The 22,452-nt window shown below is 42.0% G+C and carries 17 protein-coding genes; 14 read left to right on the forward strand and 3 right to left on the reverse strand.

Annotated elements, in window-relative coordinates; translation table 11 throughout:
* Positions 1-98 precede the first annotated feature (98 nt).
* Positions 99-3,647 (forward strand): glycosyl hydrolase 115 family protein, encoded by a 3,549-nt coding sequence (locus tag WJP93_RS13080; protein ID WP_337548704.1) that lies wholly within the window; start codon positions 99-101, stop codon positions 3,645-3,647.
* A 69-nt stretch (positions 3,648-3,716) separates the two neighbouring features.
* Here WJP93_RS13080 and WJP93_RS13085 read toward each other — a convergent pair whose 3' ends face one another.
* On the reverse strand, positions 3,717-4,121 hold the full coding sequence (locus WJP93_RS13085) for an Rrf2 family transcriptional regulator (RefSeq protein ID WP_118613144.1): 405 nt from the start codon (positions 4,119-4,121) through the stop codon (positions 3,717-3,719).
* A 241-nt stretch (positions 4,122-4,362) separates the two neighbouring features.
* Here WJP93_RS13085 and WJP93_RS13090 point away from each other — a divergent pair, with 241 nt between their 5' ends.
* The 5 genes from WJP93_RS13090 (at position 4,363) to WJP93_RS13110 (ending at position 9,734) form a co-directional block, all read left to right on the forward strand.
* Positions 4,363-5,865 carry an ABC transporter substrate-binding protein gene (locus WJP93_RS13090; protein ID WP_337548705.1) on the forward strand — a complete coding sequence of 501 codons (1,503 nt, stop codon included), beginning with the start codon at positions 4,363-4,365 and terminating at the stop codon, positions 5,863-5,865.
* Positions 5,866-5,927: 62 nt separating this feature from the next.
* Positions 5,928-6,869 (forward strand): ABC transporter permease, encoded by a 942-nt coding sequence (locus WJP93_RS13095; RefSeq protein ID WP_337548706.1) that lies wholly within the window; start codon positions 5,928-5,930, stop codon positions 6,867-6,869.
* Between the two features lie 111 nt (positions 6,870-6,980).
* Complete coding sequence (locus WJP93_RS13100; RefSeq protein WP_337548707.1) at positions 6,981-7,787, forward strand: ABC transporter permease; 807 nt, start codon at positions 6,981-6,983, stop codon at positions 7,785-7,787.
* Positions 7,784-8,785, forward strand: coding sequence for an ABC transporter ATP-binding protein (locus tag WJP93_RS13105; RefSeq protein WP_337548708.1), 1,002 nt, complete (start codon positions 7,784-7,786; stop codon positions 8,783-8,785). Before WJP93_RS13100 ends, WJP93_RS13105 begins: the two co-directional genes overlap by 4 nt.
* The gene (locus tag WJP93_RS13110; protein WP_337548709.1) at positions 8,778-9,734 is read left to right on the forward strand and encodes an oligopeptide/dipeptide ABC transporter ATP-binding protein; all 957 of its coding nucleotides are present in this window, start codon (positions 8,778-8,780) and stop codon (positions 9,732-9,734) included. The genes WJP93_RS13105 and WJP93_RS13110 overlap by 8 nt, the downstream gene beginning before the upstream one ends.
* Before the next feature lie 27 nt (positions 9,735-9,761).
* Here WJP93_RS13110 and WJP93_RS13115 read toward each other — a convergent pair whose 3' ends face one another.
* Complete coding sequence (locus tag WJP93_RS13115) at positions 9,762-11,120, reverse strand: MATE family efflux transporter (RefSeq protein ID WP_337548710.1); 1,359 nt, start codon at positions 11,118-11,120, stop codon at positions 9,762-9,764.
* A 101-nt stretch (positions 11,121-11,221) separates the two neighbouring features.
* Positions 11,222-12,862, reverse strand: a complete 1,641-nt coding sequence (locus WJP93_RS13120; protein ID WP_337548711.1) for a serine hydrolase — start codon at positions 12,860-12,862, stop codon at positions 11,222-11,224.
* Between the two features lie 236 nt (positions 12,863-13,098).
* Between WJP93_RS13120 and WJP93_RS13125 the strand changes: the two genes are divergently transcribed.
* The 8 genes from WJP93_RS13125 (at position 13,099) to WJP93_RS13160 (ending at position 22,438) form a co-directional block, all read left to right on the forward strand.
* A complete protein-coding gene (locus WJP93_RS13125) occupies positions 13,099-14,589 on the forward strand; it encodes an extracellular solute-binding protein (RefSeq protein WP_337548712.1) in 1,491 nt (496 codons plus the stop codon).
* Positions 14,590-14,825: 236 nt separating this feature from the next.
* Entirely contained in the window at positions 14,826-15,797 is a 972-nt protein-coding gene (locus WJP93_RS13130) for an ABC transporter permease subunit (protein ID WP_227102142.1), read from the forward strand.
* Between the two features lie 15 nt (positions 15,798-15,812).
* Complete coding sequence (locus WJP93_RS13135; RefSeq protein WP_337548713.1) at positions 15,813-16,655, forward strand: carbohydrate ABC transporter permease; 843 nt, start codon at positions 15,813-15,815, stop codon at positions 16,653-16,655.
* A 95-nt stretch (positions 16,656-16,750) separates the two neighbouring features.
* Complete coding sequence (locus WJP93_RS13140; RefSeq protein WP_337548714.1) at positions 16,751-18,115, forward strand: MATE family efflux transporter; 1,365 nt, start codon at positions 16,751-16,753, stop codon at positions 18,113-18,115.
* A 34-nt stretch (positions 18,116-18,149) separates the two neighbouring features.
* On the forward strand, positions 18,150-18,806 hold the full coding sequence (locus WJP93_RS13145; RefSeq protein WP_337548715.1) for an HAD family hydrolase: 657 nt from the start codon (positions 18,150-18,152) through the stop codon (positions 18,804-18,806).
* A 36-nt stretch (positions 18,807-18,842) separates the two neighbouring features.
* Positions 18,843-19,829, forward strand: coding sequence for a LacI family DNA-binding transcriptional regulator (locus WJP93_RS13150; RefSeq protein WP_337548716.1), 987 nt, complete (start codon positions 18,843-18,845; stop codon positions 19,827-19,829).
* Between the two features lie 245 nt (positions 19,830-20,074).
* Positions 20,075-21,412 (forward strand): extracellular solute-binding protein, encoded by a 1,338-nt coding sequence (locus WJP93_RS13155; RefSeq protein ID WP_337548717.1) that lies wholly within the window; start codon positions 20,075-20,077, stop codon positions 21,410-21,412.
* Between the two features lie 120 nt (positions 21,413-21,532).
* Positions 21,533-22,438 carry a sugar ABC transporter permease gene (locus WJP93_RS13160; RefSeq protein ID WP_227102148.1) on the forward strand — a complete coding sequence of 302 codons (906 nt, stop codon included), beginning with the start codon at positions 21,533-21,535 and terminating at the stop codon, positions 22,436-22,438.
* Positions 22,439-22,452: the final 14 nt, after the last annotated feature.

Genomic DNA, 22,452 nt, shown 5'->3' on the forward strand with positions numbered 1-22,452 from the left:
TGATGCTGCCAGAATCTAAGGAATCCCACGGTTTTAACCGTGGGAGTATGTCAAATCTTTGTAAAACTTTGAATTGTCATAAAAACGGAGGAAAAACAATGGTAATCAGAGAATACAGCAAGGTTGAACTGGTATTTAGCTCTAGTGAGAGCGAAGCAGTCAAGATTGCACTTGTGAATCTGCGGCGCGATTTAATTCGTACACTTGACTGCAGCGTGACAGCAGGAGGCATTATTCGTATCCTTGTCGGAACAGTGGGCAATCTGCCAGAGTTAGATGAAAAGGCAGATATTTCAAAACTTCGGGCAGAGGATGGCACGTACCGTAAGGAAGCATTTTTGATTCAGGAAAAGGACGGAGAGCTTTTAATTGTAGGAACAGACCGCCGAGGTACAATTTATGGCATTTATGATTTCTGTGAATGGCTTGGTGTATCACCATGGTATTTCTTTGCCGATGTGCCGGTGCGCCGTAGAAGTGAAGCTGTAATTGAAAATGGTTATTGCAAGGTGGATTATCCGTCTGTTGAGTACAGAGGAATTTTTATCAACGACGAGGAAGAGTTAGAGCACTGGGTATGGCGCTATATGGGTGAAACGACCATCGGTGTAAAGACATATGAAAAGATTTTTGAACTGCTGCTTCGCTTAAAGCTCAATTATATCTGGCCGGCAATGCATGTCAATTCCTTTAATCTAAAACAGGAAAACGGTGCGCTTGCAAACCGCATGGGCATAGTTGTCGGAACGTCTCACTGTGATATGCTGATGAGAAGCAATAATCGCGAGTGGAAGCCGTGGCTTGCAAAGAAGGGCTATACCGATGTGGAATATGATTTTTCTATTCCAGGCAGAAACCGTGAAATCTTAAAGGAGTACTGGCGCGAGAGCGTAGAGCAAAACCGTGATTTTGAAGTAAGCTACACAGTTGGTATGAGAGGAATCCACGACTCAGGTTTTGAGACAAAATCACTTGAAGGTCTGACAGGAGAGAAACTACTAAAAGCTAAAATTGAGCTGCTTGAATCTGTTATGGCAGCACAACAGGAGATTCTTTCTGAAACATTAGACACCGAGCCTATGAAGACCTTTGTGCCGTACAAAGAAGTGCTTGAGCTTTATGATAATGGCTTAAAGGTGCCGGAAGATCTGACACTGATCTGGACAAATGACAACTATGGTTATGTGCGCCGCTATCCGGGTGAGAAGGAAAAGGCAAGAAAGAGCGGAAATGGTATTTATTATCATAATTCCTACTGGGCACCGCCAGGAGCTTCCTATCTGTTTATCTGCTCAATTCCAATGTCTCACACTAGAAATGAGCTGTTAAAGGCATACAAAGAAGGCATTCAGAAGGTGTGGGTTACAAATTTCGGCGCAATTAAGCCACTAGAGCAGCAGCTTTCCTTCTACGCAAAGCTTGCATGGGAGGCAGATGGAGATGATAATCGCGATCTTGAAACCTTTGACGAAACTATTTTTTTGACAAGATGGTTAGACAGCATGTTTACAGGACAGCCAGGAAAAGCAGCAGCAGCGCTCCTATTAGAATTTGATCAGCTTACCAATGCAAGAAAGCTTGAGCATATGGATGATGACTGCTTTTCACAGACATCATTTGGAGATGAGGCAGCAGCACGCATGCATCGTTATGAATATATTTGCAGTGAGCTGGAGAAGATTTATGAGAACTTGCCAGAGCAGGAGAAGGATGCCTTTTTCCAGATGATATTGATGAAGGTGCAGGCAGCTTATTTTACAAATGGCATGTATTATTATGCAGATCGCAGCCGTCTTTGCATAAGACAGGGCAAAAACAGTGATGCAAAGCGTTATACCGATAAGAGCCATGCATTTGATCTGGCGCGCAGAAAGCTTCTCTACTACTACAATCACGTTATGAGTAATGGAAAGTGGAATGGCATATTAACACCAGAGGATTTCCCACCGCCGCGCACATCTATGTATCCATCATGCCGTGTGCCATTACATGCAGCAGCAGATAAGTTGATTGTCACCTGCTGGAATAACCAAAGTGAGCTCACCTTCACAGACAGCACACACGGTAACGCGAAATGGATTGAACTTGCAAATGCAGAAAACGGCGCACTGTCATATAAGATTGAAAAGCCAGAGTGGCTTGAGATTGTCGGTGCACTTCCAACAGAAGGAACACTTACAAAAGAAACTCGCTTCGTTTTTAGCGTAATACCACAGACTAAATCCTCAGAAGCACTTCACTCTGAAAATGCATCTAATGATGCAAAGTCATCACTTGTTCGCCACGGTGAAATCGTAGTATTTAGCGGTACACAAAAGGTTTGTACAATTCCAGTAACCGATAAGACCGATGATGTAAAGGCTCGTGTACAAAAGGATGCAGAAGATGCAAAGCTGACTAAGGCAGTAGCTTTGCATGTTGCGATTGAAGACAGCGGCAGATGTGTTATTGAGGCAGAAAATGGTACAGCAGTATCAAGCTTGGATGCAGCCGGATGGAAGCTAATTTCTAATTTAGGCCGTTCACAGGGAAGTCTTTTGGAGGCAGAGACACCTGGTGCACAGTGGTCCTGCCCGTTCTATCTGACACAAGGTGGTGATTTTGTATTAGAGCTTCATCGTTTCCCAACGCTTTGCTCTGTGGGACGTATTCGTATTGGCATATCTGTAGACAATGGTGAAATGAATGTGTTTGAGTCGCAGTCAACAGATGAGCACCGTGCGAATTGGAAACATAACATACTAAACAATGTAGATAAGCTGACAGGCTGTTTTACTGGACTGGCAGCAGGACTTCACAGTCTCACCTTCACAGCAATTGATCCATATGTTTCATTCACACGCGCCGTTTTATACGATGAAAAGAGCGAGGCAGGAAAACAGCTGTCTTGTCAGCTTACAAGTCCGGCAAAACTTGTGGATGGAGCTTATAAAAGAAGCAATCTTGGAATTGTCCTGTCAAATCCAGAATGCGAAATGCTTCCTAAAAATATTGATCTTGATGCATATTGTGAGCACTGGTACGGCAATGTAACACCAGAGCCGCGCCCTGTTTTATATCTTCCGCTTGCAGCAGGAAAAGATTCGCTAGAAGAAGATGATATAATAATTCGTCCAGAAGAAAACAGCGATACGATTACGCCGCCGCAGATCTTGGCAAAAGCGGCAAGCACAGTCACAGAGGCAAATGGCATTATCGAAATTGACGCAGCATCTGCAATGGCACAAACTGCATTTGCATCTACAAATGACAGCGTAGACGGAACTTCATGGAATTATTGTGACAGCCCGGCATATAACGAAAGTGGTCTTGCTATGTATATCGAAAAGGAAGGCTTATCATGGAGTGAACAAGAAGCGCCAAGCCTTCACTATATAGTTAAGGCACAGGGCGGACATTATCGTATATGGGTACATACATGGCAGTGGGGAGATGACTGTTCACACTATACTGTAGGAGTAGATGGCGTCATTGTACCAGAAAAAGAACTGTATGGCGGACGCCCACTATGGAAATATGCATCAGAGCATGTATGGAAGTGGGCACCAGTCTGGGAGTGCGAACTAGAGAAAGGTCAGCACGAAATAAGTGTGCACAGCCTAAATTCACGCCTTCGCATTGATCAGATACGGTTAGAGAAAGTGTAATATTTTAAGGTACATATGCAAAGCTTCGCAAAAGCACCGTAAGGAAGAAATAAAAGACCTGCCTGCCCATCACTGAGCAAGCAGGTCTGCTAATGTAATACTGTCAAGATAGTCATTTACGATTTCACCTAGTTTCATCCACATACCAATTGTGCGGCATTCAGATGCCTTAGGGCAGGAGGTTGAGCCAGATTCAATACAGCCGACAGGTTCAAGACTTGTTTCTGTAAGGCGCAGGATTCTTCCGATTGTGTATTCACTGGGAGACATAGTCAGACGATAGCCGCCGCCCTTGCCGCGCATGCCCTCAAGAAGGTGTTCTTGGACAAGAATTTTTAAAATGCTTTCCAGATATTTTTCAGAAATTCCCTGTCTGGCAGCAATTGATTTTAATGGAATATATGGTTCATTTGGATGCTCTGCGATATCAATCATAACACGCAGGGCATAACGTCCTCTGGTAGATACAATCATAAGTCACCTCAAAAATTGGATTCGCTGTGTCACAGCAGATAAACCTATTATACTACAAGGTAAAAAGGAAATCAAATAAAATGTATCTCTTTTAGAACAGAAAAGTGAGAAAAACCTCTGTACAAATAAGAAAAAATCTTCTACAATGAAATTGTGGCAGCGAGCATAGAGCCGCTGACCAGAGTCTGCAGCGCCGCCGTGGCAGACTTTTGTATAAGCGGCGCAGAGAGGAAATTGAAAAATGAAAAAGACAGGTAAGACAGCAGCATTAGCATTGACCATGAGTATGGCAGTGACAGCAATGCCGTTTGGCGTATCGGCAGAGGAGACAGATAAGACAGTTGTGCGCATTAATATGGAGTCTGAGCCAGATAACTTGGATCCATGGCTTTCAGCAGCAAGCGACACAGAGGCCGTATTTCATAATGTATTTGAGGGACTTGTACTGTTTGATGAGACAGGAGCATTGATTCCGGGATTAGCCGAGAGCTGGGATATTTCCGATGACGGATTGACCTATACCTTTCATTTAAGAGACGACGTAACCTTCCACAATGGAAAGGCATTTTCGGCTGAGGACGTCGTATATACCTATGAATCTCTTTCCGGTTTAGGCGGAGAGGAGGCTCTTTCTTCTAAATTTAAAAATCTGACTTCAGTAGAAGCCGTTGATGATTACACAGTTAAAATGACACTCGCTGAGGCTGATGCTGCATTTTTACAGTATACAAGAGTAGCAGTACTTCCAAAAGGATATGAGGATCAGTCAAGTGCTCCGGTAGGAACCGGCCCATTTGTGTTTGAAAAATATGTTCCTGGACAGATGGTTGTTCTGGAGAAAAATGAAGATTATTATGATGAATCCAGAATGCCAAAGATCGATGAGGCACAGATTTATATCATGGGTGATGACAGTGCCGTTTTAACAGCGCTGCAGTCAGGACAGCTTGACGCAGGAATTGTTTATGCAGACAGCGCTGATTATTTAACAGGTGACTTTACTGTAAACAGCTCTCCGCAGAACATGGTTCAGCTATTTGCGTTAAATAACTCAGCCACGCCATTTGATGATTTACGTGTACGTCAGGCATTTGAGTATGCAGTTAATAAGGATCAGATTATTGACGGTGTATTTGCCGGATATGCTACAGAGCTTTATAGTAACTTCAGCCCGGTAATGTCTTATTTTTATAATGATGAGCTTGAAGATGTCTACACATATGATGTAGATAAGGCAAAGGAATTGATGGCAGAGGCAGGATATGAGGATGGCTTTGATATTACAATCACAGTTCCGTCTAATTATCAGAAGCATATTGATACTGCTCAGGTAATCGCACAGCAGTTAAAGCAGATCAATGTCAACGCAACTATTGAACCAGTTGAGTGGGGTCAGTGGTTAGAGCAGGTATACACAAATGCAGATTATCAGACAACAGTTGTTGGTTTGACAGGAAAGCTTGATCCAAACGATATTTTAGGTCGTTATGTAAGCGATTATGCAAAGAATTTCATGAAATATAATAATCCGGATTACGATAAACTGATCGAAGAAGCAAAGACAGCTTCTGATGAGGAGCGCGTTGAGTTATTTAAGGAGTGTCAGAAGATGCTGACAGATGACGCTGCTGCTGTATGGATCTGTGATCCGAATGCCATTGCTGTTACAAGAAGCGATTTAAAGGGCTACACTTTCTACCCGGTAAGCTTCATTGATTTAAGCAAGCTTTACTACGAGGAATAAATCTATATAAGAAAGGCAGCCCGGCGAAAGTTTTTTCGGCGGGCTGTTTTGGAGTAAGACATATGAATTATTATATACAAAAAGTAGCGGGCCTTTTGGTAACGCTGCTGCTAGTGTCTTTTATTACATTCAGTGTTTTTCAGATTTTGCCGGGAAATCCTGCCTATATCATTCTTGGAGTAGATGCAGATCCAATGCAGATTGAGGCACTGAATAAGAGCATGGGATTAGATAAGCCTGCACTTGTGCGTTATGTAGATTGGATTGCAGGACTGTTTCGAGGCGATCTTGGAGTTTCATATCGTTACCAGCAGCCGGTTGCACAGCTTATATCAGATGCGCTTGAAGTAACTGGAAGTCTTGCGATAATAACACTTATTCTGACATTGATAATTGGTGTTTTGGCTGGTGTGTGGCTGGCAGACCACTCAGATAAGTGGTATAGTCTTCCGCTTTCCATGCTCTCACAGGTCAGCATTTCCATCCCGTCTTTCTGTATGGCAATCTTTTTAATCAGCATTTTTACAGTTGGTTTAAAATGGCTTCCATCTATTGGTTTTGTATCATTTTCAGAAAGTCCGTCAGGATGGCTTAAAAGCCTTATATTGCCGTCATGCTCATTAGCGCTTGGTACAAGTGCAATAGTGATTCGTTATGTTAAGGTGTCAGTTAACGGGCAAAGAAAGCAAGATTATGTGCGTACTGCATACAGTAAAGGTTTAGGAAAAAATAAGGTGATGTACCGTCATGTGCTTAGAAATTCCCTGATTCCGGTAATTACAATTTTTGGTATGACAGCAGCAGATATCTTAGGCGGAAGCATCATCGTCGAAAATGTTTTTTCCATGCCGGGAATCGGAAGGCTGATATCTGTCTCAATTTCAAGCAGAGATTTGCCGCTGTTGCAGGGACTGACCTTCTACTTAGCGCTCATTGTTGTGGTGTGCAATTTCGCCGTCGATCTGATCTATTCACTGGTAGATCCGAGAATTCGTCTGAAGTAAAGTAGATTGTTCACGGGCTAGTAACCTAGGCTAAGCCATCGTTCGAAGCCCAGTGATAACTTAGGCAGCCCGTGAACTCATTTATTTAGATTATAAAAAGGAAAACAATCCATGAAACGATATTTAAAAAATAAAAGCTTTCTTACAGGAGCAATTCTGGCGTTTATTATGCTTGGGATGCTTGTTGTCAGCTTATTTTGGCTGCCATATGATCCAGAAGAAATGTATCTTGCACCAAAGCTGTCGCTTCCTAGCATATCACATCTTATGGGAACAGATCAGTTTGGTCGAGACGTGATGAGCCGCATAATGAAGGGTATACAGGTATCATTTGGTATTGGTGTTGTCGTTGTAGCAGCAGGCGGACTTGTGGGAACACTTCTTGGTGCCTGTTCTGGATATTTTGGCGGTTATGTCGATGAAGTGATTATGAAAATCGTGGACGCACAGATGGCATTTCCTGGGATTTTGCTCGCGTTAATGCTGATGTGTATATTTGGACGCGGTTTAAGCAATACGATTCTGGCATTGTCAATCATGTCCATTCCGCGTTTTGTACGTATGGCGCGAAGCGGATTTTTAAAGCTTCGTGAAGCAGATTTTGTAAAAGCAGAGCGTGTCAGGGGAGCATCTGCACCGCGAATCATGTTTTTGCATATTTTGCCAAATCTATTCTCAGAGCTGACGGCAACTGCATCACTAACATTTGCGTCAGCTGTCATGTCAGAGGCAGGTTTAAGCTACTTAGGACTTGGTGTAGCACCGCCAAAGCCAAGTCTTGGACTGATGCTTTCAGATGCCCAGCAGACGCTTCTTATGGCACCATGGAACATTGCCATGCCAGCGATTGTGATTACATTGCTTGTCATGAGCTTTAATTTGATTGGAGACGGAATCCAGGAGGTGGCTGAGCAATGATTGAATTTAGGGCAGAACATTTTTCATTGGATTTTGAAAATGAAAAAAAGTGGTATCCGGCGGTAACAGATTTCAATATGCACATTGATGCAGGAGAGATGGTTGCACTGATAGGAGAGTCAGGCTGCGGAAAATCCATCACGGCGCTTTCTATGATGGGCCTTCAGCCGCCAAATACACGCATTATGGGGCACATGTATTTAAATGGTGAAAATGGGCAAGAGGATTTAAATGAACTGACAAAAAAAGAGTGGACGTCAATTAGAGGAAAGCGTATTTCCATGATTTTTCAGGAGCCTATGACAGCTCTTAACCCACTTATTAAGGTAGGAAAACAGGTGCGTGAATGTCTTTTAACTCACCAAAAGAGCATAAGTAAAAAAGAGGCAAAGAGCCTTGTTTTAGAACAGCTAAAAAGCGTTGGTCTTCCAGATGTGGAAGATCTGTATGAATGCTATCCTCACCAGTTATCAGGTGGACAGCGCCAGCGAGTTATGATTGCAATGGCATTTATAAATAATCCAGCTCTTTTGATTGCCGATGAGCCAACAACTGCGCTTGATGTCACAATTCAGACGCAGATTATGGATTTGATGCGCCAGATGAATAAAAAAACTAATACAGCTATTCTTTTAATTTCTCATGATCTTGGCGTTGTAAGCCGTCTGTGCAGCCGTGTTTACATTATGTATGCGGGACGTATTGTGGAGAGTGGTCCGGTAGATGAAATTTTAACTAATCCGCTTCATCCATACACAAAAGGCCTTGTAGAGGCGATTCCTGATATTACAAAGCGCGGAAAGCCATTAAAGGCTATACCAGGCAGTGTGCCTGGACTATATGCAAGAAATAATACAGGCTGCGGCTTTGCAGAAAGATGCGAGTACTGTACAAATAAGTGCCAAAAAGAAGTGCCGCCGCTAGTGCAGGAAGATGGACGCGCTGTAGCATGCTGGAATAAAAATTTTGACTCAGGAAGGGGCAATACTCATGACTGAACAAATAAAACAAAGACAGCCATTGATTGAGCTAAAAGATGTGACGAAAACATATCATAACGGCAAGAGAAAAGACGTTTTTGCCGTATCAAATTTTAATCTAACGCTTTACGAGGGAGAGACACTTGGCCTTGTCGGAGAGTCTGGCTGTGGAAAATCAACTATCGGAAATATGCTTGTTCATCTTTTTACACCAGACGAAGGTTCAATTTTATTTCGTGGACAAGACATTGCTTCAATGAATGAGAGGGAGTTTCATCCGCTTCGAAAAGAGATTCAGATGGTCTTTCAGGATCCATATTCTTCGCTTAATCCGAGAAAGAAAATTGGCTGGCTGTTAGAAGAACCGCTTAAGATTCATAGAAAGGATATGAAAAAAGAAGAGCGAAAGGCAAAGGTAGAGGAAATATTAAAAGAAGTTGGGCTTGATGCAGAGTATGCAAACCGATATCCCAAAGAACTTTCTGGCGGACAGCGCCAGCGTGTCAGCATTGCGCTTGCCTTTTTAATGAAGCCTTCCTTTATCGTGGCAGATGAGCCTGTCTCTGCACTTGATGTTTCGGTGCAGGCACAGATCTTAAATTTAATGCGTGAGCTGCAGGAAAAATATAAGCTGACATCCCTTTTCATTTCACATGATCTTGGTGTCGTTTCATATTTGTCCGACCGTATAGGTGTTATGTATTTGGGTCATCTTGTTGAGCTTGGTACGGCAAAGGAGATTTTAGAACATCCAGCACACCCATACACAAAAGCATTATTTCATGCAAATGAGAAGGTGGTAGTGGGCGAGATTCCGAGCCCATCAGATCCGCCATCGGGATGTCCATTTCACACCAGATGTGAGTATTGCACCGAGCGATGCAAAACAGAAATGCCGCAGATGCGAACACTTTCGGGTGATGAATACGATGTTCACATTGCGGCATGTCATGGTATACCAGTGTAACTGCATAGCAATCGGTTGGTATCAAATTTAATTTTCAGAGCGAATTGCCTTTTGCTTCCACTTTCCTGATGCATAGCGAAGCAGGCATACGATAGATACTACAAGCCAAGTAAATCCCGTTGTAATCCATATGCCCCAGAAGCCAATCTTTGGTATCTTTGTTAAAACACAGGAGAAAAGCAGACGGCAGATCACCTCGGTCAGTCCATTAATTACGGAAAATCCAGCATCGCCGCATCCGTTTAAAATACCTCTTGGAATATAGATCATTCCAAGGAAGAAATAACATACACTTGTAATGCGAAGTGCGGATGCGCTAAGTGCAATAACGTCGGTTTCTTTGACAAAGAGACCGGCGATATTTTTTCCGAAAATAAACATGATAGGAATCATAATGGCACTAAAAATTCCAGCAATATAGATGGACTTTTTAAAGCCAAGCTTCACACGGTCTGTATTGCCGGCACCCATATTTTGACCAGCGTATGTCGTGAGAGCTGTGCAAAGAGAGTTGTACGGCTGGTTGATCAGCTGCTCAATACGGTTTGTGATCGTGAAAGCAGACACAACAGTGGAACCAAAGCTGTTGACAACATACTGCAGCGCAATACATGAGAGTGCTATCATGCTGCCCTGAAGTGCAATCGGAACACCAAGTCGATATGATGTGCCGATAATTGAAAAATTAGGCTTTAGCTGCTCCCTTGTCATGCGAAAATATGGAACCTTTTTAAATGCATAGATTAGGCTTACGACAGCAGACAGTGTCTGTGAAAGAATAGTCGCAAATGCCACACCAAATACTCCAAGATGAAATACAACGACAAAGAGAAGATCTAAGAGCACGTTGCAAATGCTTGCCATGATTAGAAAGTAAAGTGGTGTTTTTGAATTGCCAAGTGCCTGCAAAATTGAAGAGACACCATTATAGAGTGTGATTGCGACAATTCCTAGGCAAGTTGTTCGCATGTAGATGATAGAGTTATCTATGATATCATCTGGAGTCTTTAAGAGGCGAAGTGCGGCAGGAGCAATCAGATAACACACAACGCTTACCACAATAGCAGTAAAAATTAATACATAGAATGAGTTTGCAATAGTTGCGCGAACCTGATCGAATTGTTTGGCACCGTAATTTTGTGAGACAATTATACCGATTCCAAGGGCAAGACCAGATGAAAGTGAGAAAAACAGCCAGCTTATTGAGCCACAGGCACCGACAGCACCAAGCGCATTAGAACCAACGAAATTTCCCACTACAACTGTATCAACCATGTTATATAACTGCTGAAAAATGTTGCCAATAATTAAAGGAATTGAGAAGGTCAGAATTAGTCTGACCGGGCTGCCCTTTGTCATGTCGGCAGTATTTGATGAAGGCTTCATATATATTCCCTCCCTAATATATAGTCTGCCTTTTTTTTAACATGGCAAAAGCCCGTTGTAAATGGACTATTTTTGCTTAAATTCAGCTTAAAAGATAGATATTATTGTCTAGTGCCGTACAGATGACCTGAAAACTCTCCAAATAGCGTTTCTTCCTGCTTGCGAAGGAAAACAGTAACATCTGATTCTCCAAATACAGCCTGAATATGGATAGAGCCAACAGAGGTATCAAGCAGGTGAACACGGATATAAAGCATGTTTTCGCTAAGCCATTCTGCGCTTGCTGCATAATGCATAGAAACAGGCACAGGCTCATCGGCACGGTTTCCCATATGTGTAGTCATATTAAGTGTACCTTCTTTTAAAGCACCAAATCCAAATTCAAAAGTCACTGGGGAATCTACAGTGGAATCCACTATGGATGGAAAAACATGGCACTTTAGTGATACTTTTCCAGTACATGATGGCGTCAGTGGCTCACTCATCTCAAATGAAATCTCATCCCAAATTGTTTTATTTATGATGTTTTTATCAAGTGCCTCTGCAGCGTCAGAAGCCTTTTTGATTACATATGTCCCTTCAAAACTTGACATAATTGGCCTGAAATTTGTCAAAAAACTTGTGTTTATGTCATTGACATTTTCAAATTTGTTGTTCCACGCCTCAGAAGCAGCTTTATTATGGTTAAGCGGTCGCATTGCAAGCTTACTCATAAATTGCTCAAAAGCAAGTTTTTCTTCGTCAGATGGTGTCCATGGAGATTGCCTTTTTTCTAACTCAGGGAGAATGTGACAAAAAATAGCATCGTAGATGACCTGATTGCCGCCCTGATAGCCTTGAGTGTCAGCAGTTGTCACGATTGCCGTGTTATATTCTGGCAAAAGAATAGCAAGCTGACCGCCCATTCCGTAGCAAACGATTGAGTTATGTTCACCAATCCAAAACTGTAATCCATAACCCTGGCTTTCAGATGGAACGGGACCTGTGACACATGTTGCTGTCTGAAATGAGGTCGATTCTTTAATATAATCAGCCGAAATATACTGTTTTCCATTTAACTTTCCGTTATTTAAGATCAAAAGTGCAAAGAGCATCAAATCGCGTGAGGTTGCCATAAGACCAGAACCGCCCATACTAACGCCAAAACCATCTGTAAGACAATAGGCCTCTTTTGAGAAACCGATTTCGTTTAAAACTTTGTTTCGAAGGTAGTCAAGCATTTTCATGCCGGTCAGCTTTTCTACAAGAGCGCACAGTGTATGTGAGGAAGATGTATCATAGTGAAACACAGTTCCAGGCTTATGTGTAGGAGCTACGGTAAAAAAGCTTTTAACCCAGTCTGTTTTTGAACTGAATTTATCGTAAGTAGTTGAAGCATGGCAGGAACGCATGGAGAGCATGTCGCGGATTGTAGTGGCAAGAAGCCATGGATGTGCCTCGGAAGTGTTCGGAACGTATTCTGGGAAAAATTTTACAATAGAATCATCAAGAGACAGGCGGCCTTCCTCCTGTAAAAATCCAATTGCGATGCTTACGAAGCTTTTTGTGACAGAAAACATCCGATGAAGGTCGTTTTTCTTTACTGGTGCATAGTAGCCTTCTGCAACAAGACAGTTATCTTTGCAGAATAGAAAGCTGTGCATGGAAATTCCTCGTGTATCGATTTCGCGTAAAGCGTCCATGATGCAGGAAGCAGATATGCCTGTTGCTTCAGGAAATGTGGTGCTTGTAATTGTATTCATAAATAACAAAAATCCTCCTTCTTTTTGTTCAGTATAACGAATTAATTATGAAGTGTCAATTTAAGAACACAGAAAAAACAAAGAAAAGAATTAAAAGTGACGGAAACTTATTAGGAAAGAAAATGTTTATTAGTAAAAATTAAAAAACTACTTGTAATTTTATCGTTTACGTAGTAGAATGATAAACAAAGATGTTGTGATAAACAACAGATGTATATCTGAAGGAGGATTTCTAAATGGAGAAAAGAAAACTGATGGCACTAGCATCAAGTGCTGCAATGGTAATGGCTTCTATGGGCATTGCACCAGCTGTTATGGCAGATGAGGTAGAAAAGCCGGAGAAGATCACAGTAATGTTTGACGGTACCGTTTTCACACAGGAGAACGGACAGGCAGAGTTCGAGGCAAGATGGGAAGAGCTTACCGGTATTGACCTGCAGATCATTCAGCCAGACCATTCCCAGTACTATGATGTATTAGGTCAGACTATCGCAGGCGGCGATTGGCCGGATGTTGTTCTGTTAGGTTCTACATACTACGCTAGCTACGCAGCAGAGGGCGTTCTTTGGGATATGACAGAAGCATATGATAACTCCGAGCTCAAGGAGCGTATTACCGACCAGAGCGTTATCGATGGTTTAAAGATTGATGGTTCTCTGTACGGAATTTCTCCTGCAAGAGGAAACGGCTGCATCACTTATGTAAAGAAGGCATGGTTAGATAACTGTGGATTAGAGGTTCCGACTACTTATGATGAGTATCTGGCAATGCTTGAGGCATTTACCACTGGCGATCCAGATGGAAATGGTGTTGACGGCGATACATATGGTGTATCTTCTGCAGGTCTGATCGGAACTGAGGCTCCATATACAAACTATCTGCCGGAGTTCTATCAGGATGCTTACCCGAGCTTCTACAAGAATGATGAAGGCGTATGGGTAGATGGATTCACAGAGGATTCCATGAAGGCTGCTTTAGAGAGATTAAAGAGTGCATACGAGGCTGGCTACATTGATAAGGAGTCTCTGACTAATGCAACATCTGACTGCCGTACCAAGTTCTATGAGGATAAGTTTGGTGTATTCACATACTGGGCAGGAACATGGGCAACCAACTTAAAGACAAATCTTGAGGCAAATGGTCTTGACAGTGAGCTTGTAGCAATCCCGCCGATCGAGGAGCTTGGCGCTTATACAGAGCGTGTTGCACCGGCTTGGTGTATTACTGAGGCTTGCTCAAATCCAGAGGGTGTATATAAATACTTTATCGAGAGCATGTTAGATGGCGGCGATATGCAGTTCTTATGGACATATGGTGTAGAGGGTGTTCACTGGTCAACAGCAGCTGAGGAAGTTTGCGGTGTTAAATACGAGGAAGGCCAGTTCCATATGTTAGAGAACAGAGAGAAAGAGGGAACTGTTTACACAAAGAACCACATCGATCCAATGCTTGCAGTTGCTCCGCTTGAGAACGATCCAAAGGCAGAGGCAGTAGCAGAAGAAGCAAAGGTTTCTGCAGAGACTTTCCAGGAACACAGCAAGATGGCTCAGCTGGTTGTTTCTACTGATGAGATGGCAGAGTATAACGGTGATCTGACCACACTTAAGAATGAAGTAATTGCTAAGGTTGTTACTCAGGGCATGAGCGTTGAGGATGGTATGGCATACTTCGATCAGCAGGGTGGAAATGACTGGTCTCAGAAGATTGTTGATTCTCTGAACAACTAATCAGTCCCAAACCTGACTTGCATGCACTAAGTTAAAAGCGTATGCAGGATAATTGATTTGTATGACAGACGGATAGCTGCTGGGAGGCATATCAATAAATTTGACTCTCAGCAGTTTTTTTGTCTCTCAGATAGATGGAAGAAGCGCACATACAGTGAGATTTCTGACATCATTTTTTGATGCAGGAAAAATCCGAAGCATCTAAGTTTACAAATATAATAAAAAAGGAGAAGACGATGGCAAAAAAGAACACTATAACGCTCCCAGACGGGACTGTTGTATCACACAAGAAGCCACTCAAAGAGCAGATGTATAAGTACAGATGGTTCTATTTGATGTTCCTTCCTGTATTCATCTTTGTAGTAGTATTCTACTATCTGCCAATGTTCGGTATTGTTTATTCATTTACCGAGTACAAGCTGATTAAAGATCCTGTATGGACAGGATTTAAAAACTTTGAGACGCTGTTTTCAAAGCCAATGTTCTGGCGTGCATTTAAAAATACGCTGTTTTTAAGTATCTCTAAGCTGCTTTTGAATACATTTGCAGCAGTAGTTGTTTCCCTGTTATTAAACGAGATTATAAACGTTCATTTTAAGAAGGTTGCACAGACAATTATTTATCTGCCGCATTTCTTATCTTGGGTTGTTACAGCATCTGTTTTTGGTTTGATTCTTTCCCCATCAAGCCAGGGTCTTGTAAACTCTTTCCTTGTTTCAATCGGTGTGGTTGAAAAAGGAAGCGAGATTTATTTCCTTGGAAGCTTAAAGTGGTGGACACCAGCATTCTTCGTTATTAACGTATGGAAGGATACAGGATGGCAGACCATTATCATCATGGCAACACTTGTTGGTATCAGCCAGGAAATTTATGAAGCTGCTGGTATTGATGGAGCAGGACGCTGGAAGAAGATGTGGTACATCACCATGCCGGCACTGGCAAACACTATCATCACTGTTATCATCCTGAACTTAGCAAAGGTTCTTAACTTGTTCGAGTCCGTATTTGTATTACAGAATGATGCTGTTATGGAAAAGGCAGAAGTTATTCAGACATATGTTTACAACCAGACCTTCAACAGCGGCGGTATTCCAAACTATGGTTATACCACAGCAGTAGGTTTGTTCAAGTCACTTGTCGGCTGCGTACTCGTACTGATCTGTAACTATATCAGTAAGAAGGTTCGTAACGGACGCGGTATTGTTTAAGGAGGTGGAGAACAAATGAAAGATCATCCAAAGATTAGACTTTTTAATGTAATTAATGGAATCATTTTTATTCTGATCTCCATTATCATGCTGATTCCAATTTATAAGGTATTAGTCGATTCCTTCGACTTAAGCTCTGCTTATGGTATGAGATTGTGGCCAAAGCAGTTTGGTCTGGCTGGATATGCGAGTGTACTGTCAAACCCGACTCTGTATCGTCCTTTGTTGATTTCTGTTGGAACAACACTGGCAGGTACCTTCCTTGGTCTTGCACTTTCCACACTTGGTGCATATGTTCTTATTCAGTGGGATATGCCGGGAAGAACATTCTTTGCAAACTTCCTGCTGTTTACCATGATCTTCAACGGTGGTATGATCCCGACTTACTTGGTTATGAAAAATTTAGGTTTAACCAACAACCTGCTCGGTGTTGTACTTCTTCCGGCAATCAATATTTATAACCTCGTTTTGATGAGAAACTTCTTCGAGGGTATTCCGCAGAGCTTGTTTGAGGCAGCAACGCTTGATGGATGTACGCCAATGGCAACATTTATTAAGGTTGTACTTCCGCTTTCCAAGGCAGCACTTGCTTCCATCGGTCTGATGTTTGCAGTTGCTTACTGGAATGATTACACCAATTACAAGTTGTACATTACTGATTCTAGCCTCTATAACTTCCAGATGAAGTTAAGAAGTATCATGATGGGTAGTGATCTTCCGCAGGCAAACGGCGGTGCAACTGAGAATACCGTAAAGAGTGCGGCAATTATCATTGCAATTTTACCATTCATGATTCTGTATCCGTTCCTGCAGAAATACTTCGTAAAGGGTGTTAACGTAGGTGCTGTAAAGGGTTAAAAACAAATAAAAGGTGCGCTGTTGTCTTCGGATAACAGCGCCGTTTTTGATTAAAAGAGGGTTTGAATAATAGAACTTAGGAAGGGCTGGCTGTTATGGCAAAGGCAAAAGTAACCGAAAAAAATATTAAGCTGATCCTGCAGGGCAGTATGGGAAAGGCAATTCTCGCACTGGCAGTACCTGTTGTGATCAACAGTTTTTTACAGACTATGTATAATCTGACCGATACTTATTGGCTCGGACAGCTTGGAACAAATGAATTAGCAGCAATTAATCTTGTTTCGCCGCTGCAGCAAATTGTGGTAAACTTTGGATCAGGACTTACGGTGGCAGGTGCTGTTTTGATTGCACAGCTTATAGGAGCATCAAAAAAAGAAGAGGCGGCCTCCATGGCAAGCCAGATCTTTGTCTGTGCAATGATATTTTCCATCATTTGCGCCGGAGTTATTGCAATTTTTACTCCTACTGTGGTAAACTGGCTTGGAGCAGATGAGCCGACAGCAAAAGTTGCAAATGTGTATCTTAGGATTGTTATTTTAGACATGCCGTTTTTATACATGGTCAATATTTTTGCAGCGATTAGGCAGGCACAGGGTGATACAGTATCACCTATGTTTTTAAATCTGACAGGAATTTTACTTAATGTTGTACTTGACCCACTTTTAATGATTGTGATACACTGGGGAGCAGCAGGAGCAGCGCTTGCGACAGTTATGGCTAAGGCAGTTCCGGCAATGATTTCTCTTGTCATCTTAAAGAGAGATACAACAGGTGTAAGGATTCGCTTAAAGGGTTTTCGCTTTGAAAAAAGCAAAATGAAGAGTATTCTCACAGTTGGTCTTCCGACTGCAATCGGCGGAAGTACAATGCAGCTTGGCTTTCTTTTAATGAGCAGAAATGTCTATGTGTATGGTACTGGAGCAATGGCAGCATACGGAATTGGAAACAAGGTAAATGGTCTTATCACGCTGCCGTCAAACGGTATTGGCTCAGCAGTTGCGACAATTGTTGGTCAAAACATTGGAGCTAATCAGATTGATAGAGCTGAAAAGGGCTATAAGATTGCAAGACGTGTGAGTGTCATCTTTTTGTTTGTTGGCGGATTGATTCTATCGCGTCCGTTTTTGTCAGAGGCGATAGTAGGCCTGTTTTCAACAGATGAAAAAGTAATTGCTATGGCTGCAGATTTTCTTAGCATTATGGCGTTATGGTGTTTTACAAATGGTGTTTATAATTCTACAAGCGGTCTTTTTCAGGGAAGCGGTCATACGGAAGTTACGATGGCAGTTGACGCAACGAGGCTGTGGGTATTTCGATTTGCAACACTGTATGTATGCGAGCATTGGCTTCATATGGGAGTTCGAAGCATCTGGTATAGCGTCGTTGTCAGCAATGCACTGTCATCTGTGATTTTGTATGTGGTATACCGCACGGGGCTTTGGAAGAAAAAGCGCGTGTAATTACATTAATCTTACGGAAAGGAAGAATCATAGGATGAGCTACAGACTTGCCATATTTGATTTAGATGGAACAATTCTTGATACATTGGAGGATTTAAAGGAGAGCACAAATGCAGCGCTTGCTGCAAATGGGTATCCGGCGCGGACACTTGAAGAGGTGCGCTGTTTTGTTGGAAACGGCATTGGAAAACTCATTGAGCGAGCTGTGCCTAAGGGAACATCAAAGGAAGCGACCAAAAAGACGCTGGAGAGTTTTAAGGTTCACTATGGCATACACTGCGCAGACCACACAAAGCCTTATGATGGAATTATAAAGCTGTTAGAAGATTTGCGTAAATGCGGCATCCAGACGGCAGTTGTTTCAAATAAGGCAGATTTTGCCGTGCAGGAGCTTTGCAGTCAGTACTTTCCGAAAGCATTTGATTTTGTCGTTGGAGAGCGAGAAGGCATCAGAAGAAAACCTTGTCCGGACAGCGTTTTTGAAGTTCTAAAGACATTGAAAAAGACGGCGGCAGAGGCAGTTTATATTGGCGATTCCGATGTAGATGTAGATACAGCAAAAGAAGCAGGTATGGATGGAATTTTTGTAAACTGGGGATTTCGAGGCAGAGAATTTTTGCTTGAGCATGGCGCAAAATGTGTAGTAGATACGCCGGAAGAGTTAGAGAGGCTGCTTACTGGAAAAGCCTAAACTAAAAATTCTAAGGGAAAGAAAAGGACTAGTAAAATGGCAGTAACAGCAAAGGACGTTGCGGAAGCATGCGGCGTATCTCGAATTACAGTAAATCGTGCACTGAGCGGAAATGAGAATGTGAAGCCAGAGACGCGAGAGAAAATCTTGAAAAAGGCACAGGAGATGGGGTATGTTCCAAATCTTATCGCGCGAAGCCTGGTAAATGGAAAAAGCAAAATGATCGGGATCGTTATCTCTGATATAAAAAACTTGTATTTTTCAGAGATTGTCGATGCTATAACACGTCAGGCGAGAGCACGCGGATATATGGTCTGTACTTGTACGCATGATAGTGATTGTCAGGAGGAAAGGCGCCTGATTGAGATGATGAAAGGCTATTGCGTTGATGGTATGATTTTAAACTGTGTTAACAGAGGCGATGAGTTTAAAGACTGGCTTGATAAGCTGGATATGAAGTATGTGATACTCGGCTATCAGCTGCTGCCTGGAAGTTATACAGTAGGTGTAAATGAAAATAAGTCTGTAAAGGATGTTGTGCGTTTTTTAAAGGCGCATGGATATCGCAAGCAGGTATTTGTCGTTCCGCCTTTGTATGGAGAAGATGGCCAAATTAATATTCCTCATTACCAAAGAGCCTCTGGCTTTTTGGAGGAGGCCAAAAAGCAAGGCTGTGACTATCATATTTTGTATGGAAAAGATACGAATGAGCAGGCACTTGAGTTTTTAAAGAAGAATACGGGGGAAAAGCCAGTATTTTTGTGTACAGGAGAAATGTTTGCCATACCAATGCAGAAATTCTTAAAAAAGAATGGATACCGTGCGCCAAAAGATTATGGTCTTATGACATATGACCGCTTGATGTATCGCTTCTGGAATGAAGATGCCATTGCTGCAGTAGATAATCATGTTGATCAGATAGGAATGAGTGTTGCCAATGCTGTTATTGATTTAATTGAGGAAAAAGAAATTCCGATGAATATAGAGGTGCCATATGATCTTGAAGAGGGCACTTCGCTTTAAGAGGTTAGAGGGGTCTTAATGGCCCTTCTTTTTATTGCATAGAATTTTCTTGAAGACACAGAAAAATATTATTAAAAAAAACGTAAAAATCCTAAAAAACCAGTTGACAAATTGTAAAAAATGATTACAATTGGAACCATAGACAAATGATCACGTGAACATTTTAAAAAAAGATGTGCAAAACGCACAAAACACTACAAGTCTGCCCTTTTACGGTCAGAGTATTATTAAGGAGGATTTTATTTATGAGAAAGCAGGTTTCTTTTGCTCTTGCACTGAGTATGGTTATGACATCTGGAATGGCAACCGTTGCCAATGCAGCAGCTGATGATGGAAAAACGAACGTGGTATTTTGGAACAGCTGGACAGGCGGCGATGGTGATACGCTGGAAGCACTTGTAAACAAGTTCAATGAAGAGAGCGATACTGTACACGTAGAGATGACACGTACAACATCCTTCAGTGATATGCTTCAGACCAGCCTTCCAACTGGAGAGGCAGCAGATCTTGTTTTACTTAGCACAAACGAGATTACACGTTACAAGAGTTACCTTCGTTCTATGGATGACATCTGGGAGAATACAGGATTAAAGGAAGAAGATTTCTCACAGGCATACCTGAGTATGTGCTACAACGACGATACACTTTATGCAATACCATTCCAGATCAGTACATATATGATGTACTACAACAAGGATCTGTTTGAACAGGCAGGAATTGAAGAAGTTCCAACAACCTTTGATCAGTGGACAGAGGCAGCAGAGAAGATCAGTGCACTTTCTACCGCCGACAACCCGATTTATGGCTCTGGTTTATTCTATTGCTACAATGGTCAGAATCAGTCTGTAATACAGCGTTTTGGAACAGATTACATGATTACTGGAAATGAAGAGGACGGTTTCGAGGCAAATCTTCTTGACAATCAGGCATTTGCAGATGCCATGATCTGGATGAAGAATCTGTACGACAATGGATATAACCCACAGGAGACCGATATCGACTCTATGATGGCAGCAGGTCAGATTGGTCTTATGACAAACGGTGGATGGCTTAAGGGCACACTTGATGCATCAGGTGTAAATTATGGTATCGCAAGCTTACCGACTGTTACTGGAGAAGATCAGAAGGAATATGCACTTGGCGATATGTCAAGCTTTATGATCACTACATCTGCTACTGATGAGACAGCAAAGGCAGCAGAGGAGTTTATTAACTGGTGGATGACAGGAACCGGTCTTGAAGCATGTGAGACAACACAGGATGTTGATTACAGCAATGTAACACCAAATGCCGAGTGGTCCATTTCCATGTGCTACTTAAATGCATATCTGCCAACTGTTAACAGCAAGGAGTATCAGGCAGTTGATGTTCTTGTCGATTTGACACCAAGTGAGACTGCTCAGGTTCAGATGTTCACAGCACCTGGAACGCTGTTCTACAGCGATGCAGCAAGCTGCCAGGGCGACTATGTAGAAGATTGGGTATTTAATGGACCAACTGATCCGACTTATGATGATGTTCAGGATTTCTTTGCTGATTATCAGGCAGATTTAGAGGATTATATTGCTGACTATTATGATTGATTCGATATAAACGGTACGATTGGGTGACAGGAGGCGTGGGGATGCCGGAATGATCCGGTATCCCCACTTTTTATCAAAATCGGGGAGCGTTGCATCAGAGTTAGAAGGGAGAGCAGTATCATGACCGCAACTGGAAAAAAGAAAAACATATCTATTGAGAAAAGGCGTGAGAGAACAGCATATCTGTTTATAGCACCGGCAGCGATTTTAATAATTGCATTTTGCATTATTCCATTGATTGCATCATTTTATATCAGTACTCAGAAGATGGGTGTTGATTTATCAGCTGCCGAGTTTATTGGATTCGATAATTATAAAAAGATTGTCGGTGACAGACGTTTCTGGCAGAGCGTTGGCATTACATTAAAATATACCGTAGCAGAGATTCCGCTGCAGATGATAATAGGTGTTGTGCTGTCTGCGCTTTTGGCAAAGAATACACGTAAGAATAAGATTTTTAGAAGTATCTATTTTCTTCCAGTTATTGCATCGGCAGTAACAGTAGGTGTTACATGGCAGCTTGTTCTTCATTCAAATATTGGTATTTTCACATATTGGTTAAAGCTTCTTGGATTTTCTGATATCAATTTGCTTAATAATGCGAGTTCTGCTATTTTTGTAGTAGTATTTGTTGCGATCTGGAAGACTTTTGGTATTTCAACGATTATTCTTGTGGCAGCAATTCAGAATATCCCAGAGTCCTTATATGAAGCATCCGCAATTGACGGAGCAGGAAAACTAAGCCAGTTTTTCCATGTTACTCTGCCGGGCATTATGCCATCCTTCTGGTTTTTGCTTATGACACGTATTATTGGCTCTCTGCAGATGTTCGATATCGTGTACACATTGACGGGCGGAGGTCCAAGCCGTTCTACCACCACACTTGTTGTTTATATCTATGATACAGCGTTCAAGTCATTGGATAAGACTGGATATGCAACAGCGATGAGTGAGGTTTTGTTTGGTTTTATCATGATTATTACTGTTATCATGTATACCATTATGAACAAGACATCAGATGACTAAGATAATAAAACTTG

Source organism: Anthropogastromicrobium sp., assembly GCF_037349415.1.
Taxonomy (GTDB): Bacteria; Bacillota; Clostridia; order Lachnospirales; family Lachnospiraceae; genus Anthropogastromicrobium; species Anthropogastromicrobium aceti.

Excerpts from the sequence above, each read along its gene's own strand:
- WJP93_RS13080 (WP_337548704.1), top strand. The coding sequence starts at position 99 with ATGGTAATCAGAGAATACAGCAAGGTTGAACTGGTATTTAGCTCTAGT.
- WJP93_RS13085 (WP_118613144.1), bottom strand. The coding sequence starts at position 4,121 with ATGATTGTATCTACCAGAGGACGTTATGCCCTGCGTGTTATGATTGAT.
- WJP93_RS13090 (WP_337548705.1), top strand. The coding sequence starts at position 4,363 with ATGAAAAAGACAGGTAAGACAGCAGCATTAGCATTGACCATGAGTATG.
- WJP93_RS13095 (WP_337548706.1), top strand. The coding sequence starts at position 5,928 with ATGAATTATTATATACAAAAAGTAGCGGGCCTTTTGGTAACGCTGCTG.
- WJP93_RS13100 (WP_337548707.1), top strand. The coding sequence starts at position 6,981 with ATGAAACGATATTTAAAAAATAAAAGCTTTCTTACAGGAGCAATTCTG.
- WJP93_RS13105 (WP_337548708.1), top strand. The coding sequence starts at position 7,784 with ATGATTGAATTTAGGGCAGAACATTTTTCATTGGATTTTGAAAATGAA.
- WJP93_RS13110 (WP_337548709.1), top strand. The coding sequence starts at position 8,778 with ATGACTGAACAAATAAAACAAAGACAGCCATTGATTGAGCTAAAAGAT.
- WJP93_RS13115 (WP_337548710.1), bottom strand. The coding sequence starts at position 11,120 with ATGAAGCCTTCATCAAATACTGCCGACATGACAAAGGGCAGCCCGGTC.
- WJP93_RS13120 (WP_337548711.1), bottom strand. The coding sequence starts at position 12,862 with ATGAATACAATTACAAGCACCACATTTCCTGAAGCAACAGGCATATCT.
- WJP93_RS13125 (WP_337548712.1), top strand. The coding sequence starts at position 13,099 with ATGGAGAAAAGAAAACTGATGGCACTAGCATCAAGTGCTGCAATGGTA.
- WJP93_RS13130 (WP_227102142.1), top strand. The coding sequence starts at position 14,826 with ATGGCAAAAAAGAACACTATAACGCTCCCAGACGGGACTGTTGTATCA.
- WJP93_RS13135 (WP_337548713.1), top strand. The coding sequence starts at position 15,813 with ATGAAAGATCATCCAAAGATTAGACTTTTTAATGTAATTAATGGAATC.
- WJP93_RS13140 (WP_337548714.1), top strand. The coding sequence starts at position 16,751 with ATGGCAAAGGCAAAAGTAACCGAAAAAAATATTAAGCTGATCCTGCAG.
- WJP93_RS13145 (WP_337548715.1), top strand. The coding sequence starts at position 18,150 with ATGAGCTACAGACTTGCCATATTTGATTTAGATGGAACAATTCTTGAT.
- WJP93_RS13150 (WP_337548716.1), top strand. The coding sequence starts at position 18,843 with ATGGCAGTAACAGCAAAGGACGTTGCGGAAGCATGCGGCGTATCTCGA.
- WJP93_RS13155 (WP_337548717.1), top strand. The coding sequence starts at position 20,075 with ATGAGAAAGCAGGTTTCTTTTGCTCTTGCACTGAGTATGGTTATGACA.
- WJP93_RS13160 (WP_227102148.1), top strand. The coding sequence starts at position 21,533 with ATGACCGCAACTGGAAAAAAGAAAAACATATCTATTGAGAAAAGGCGT.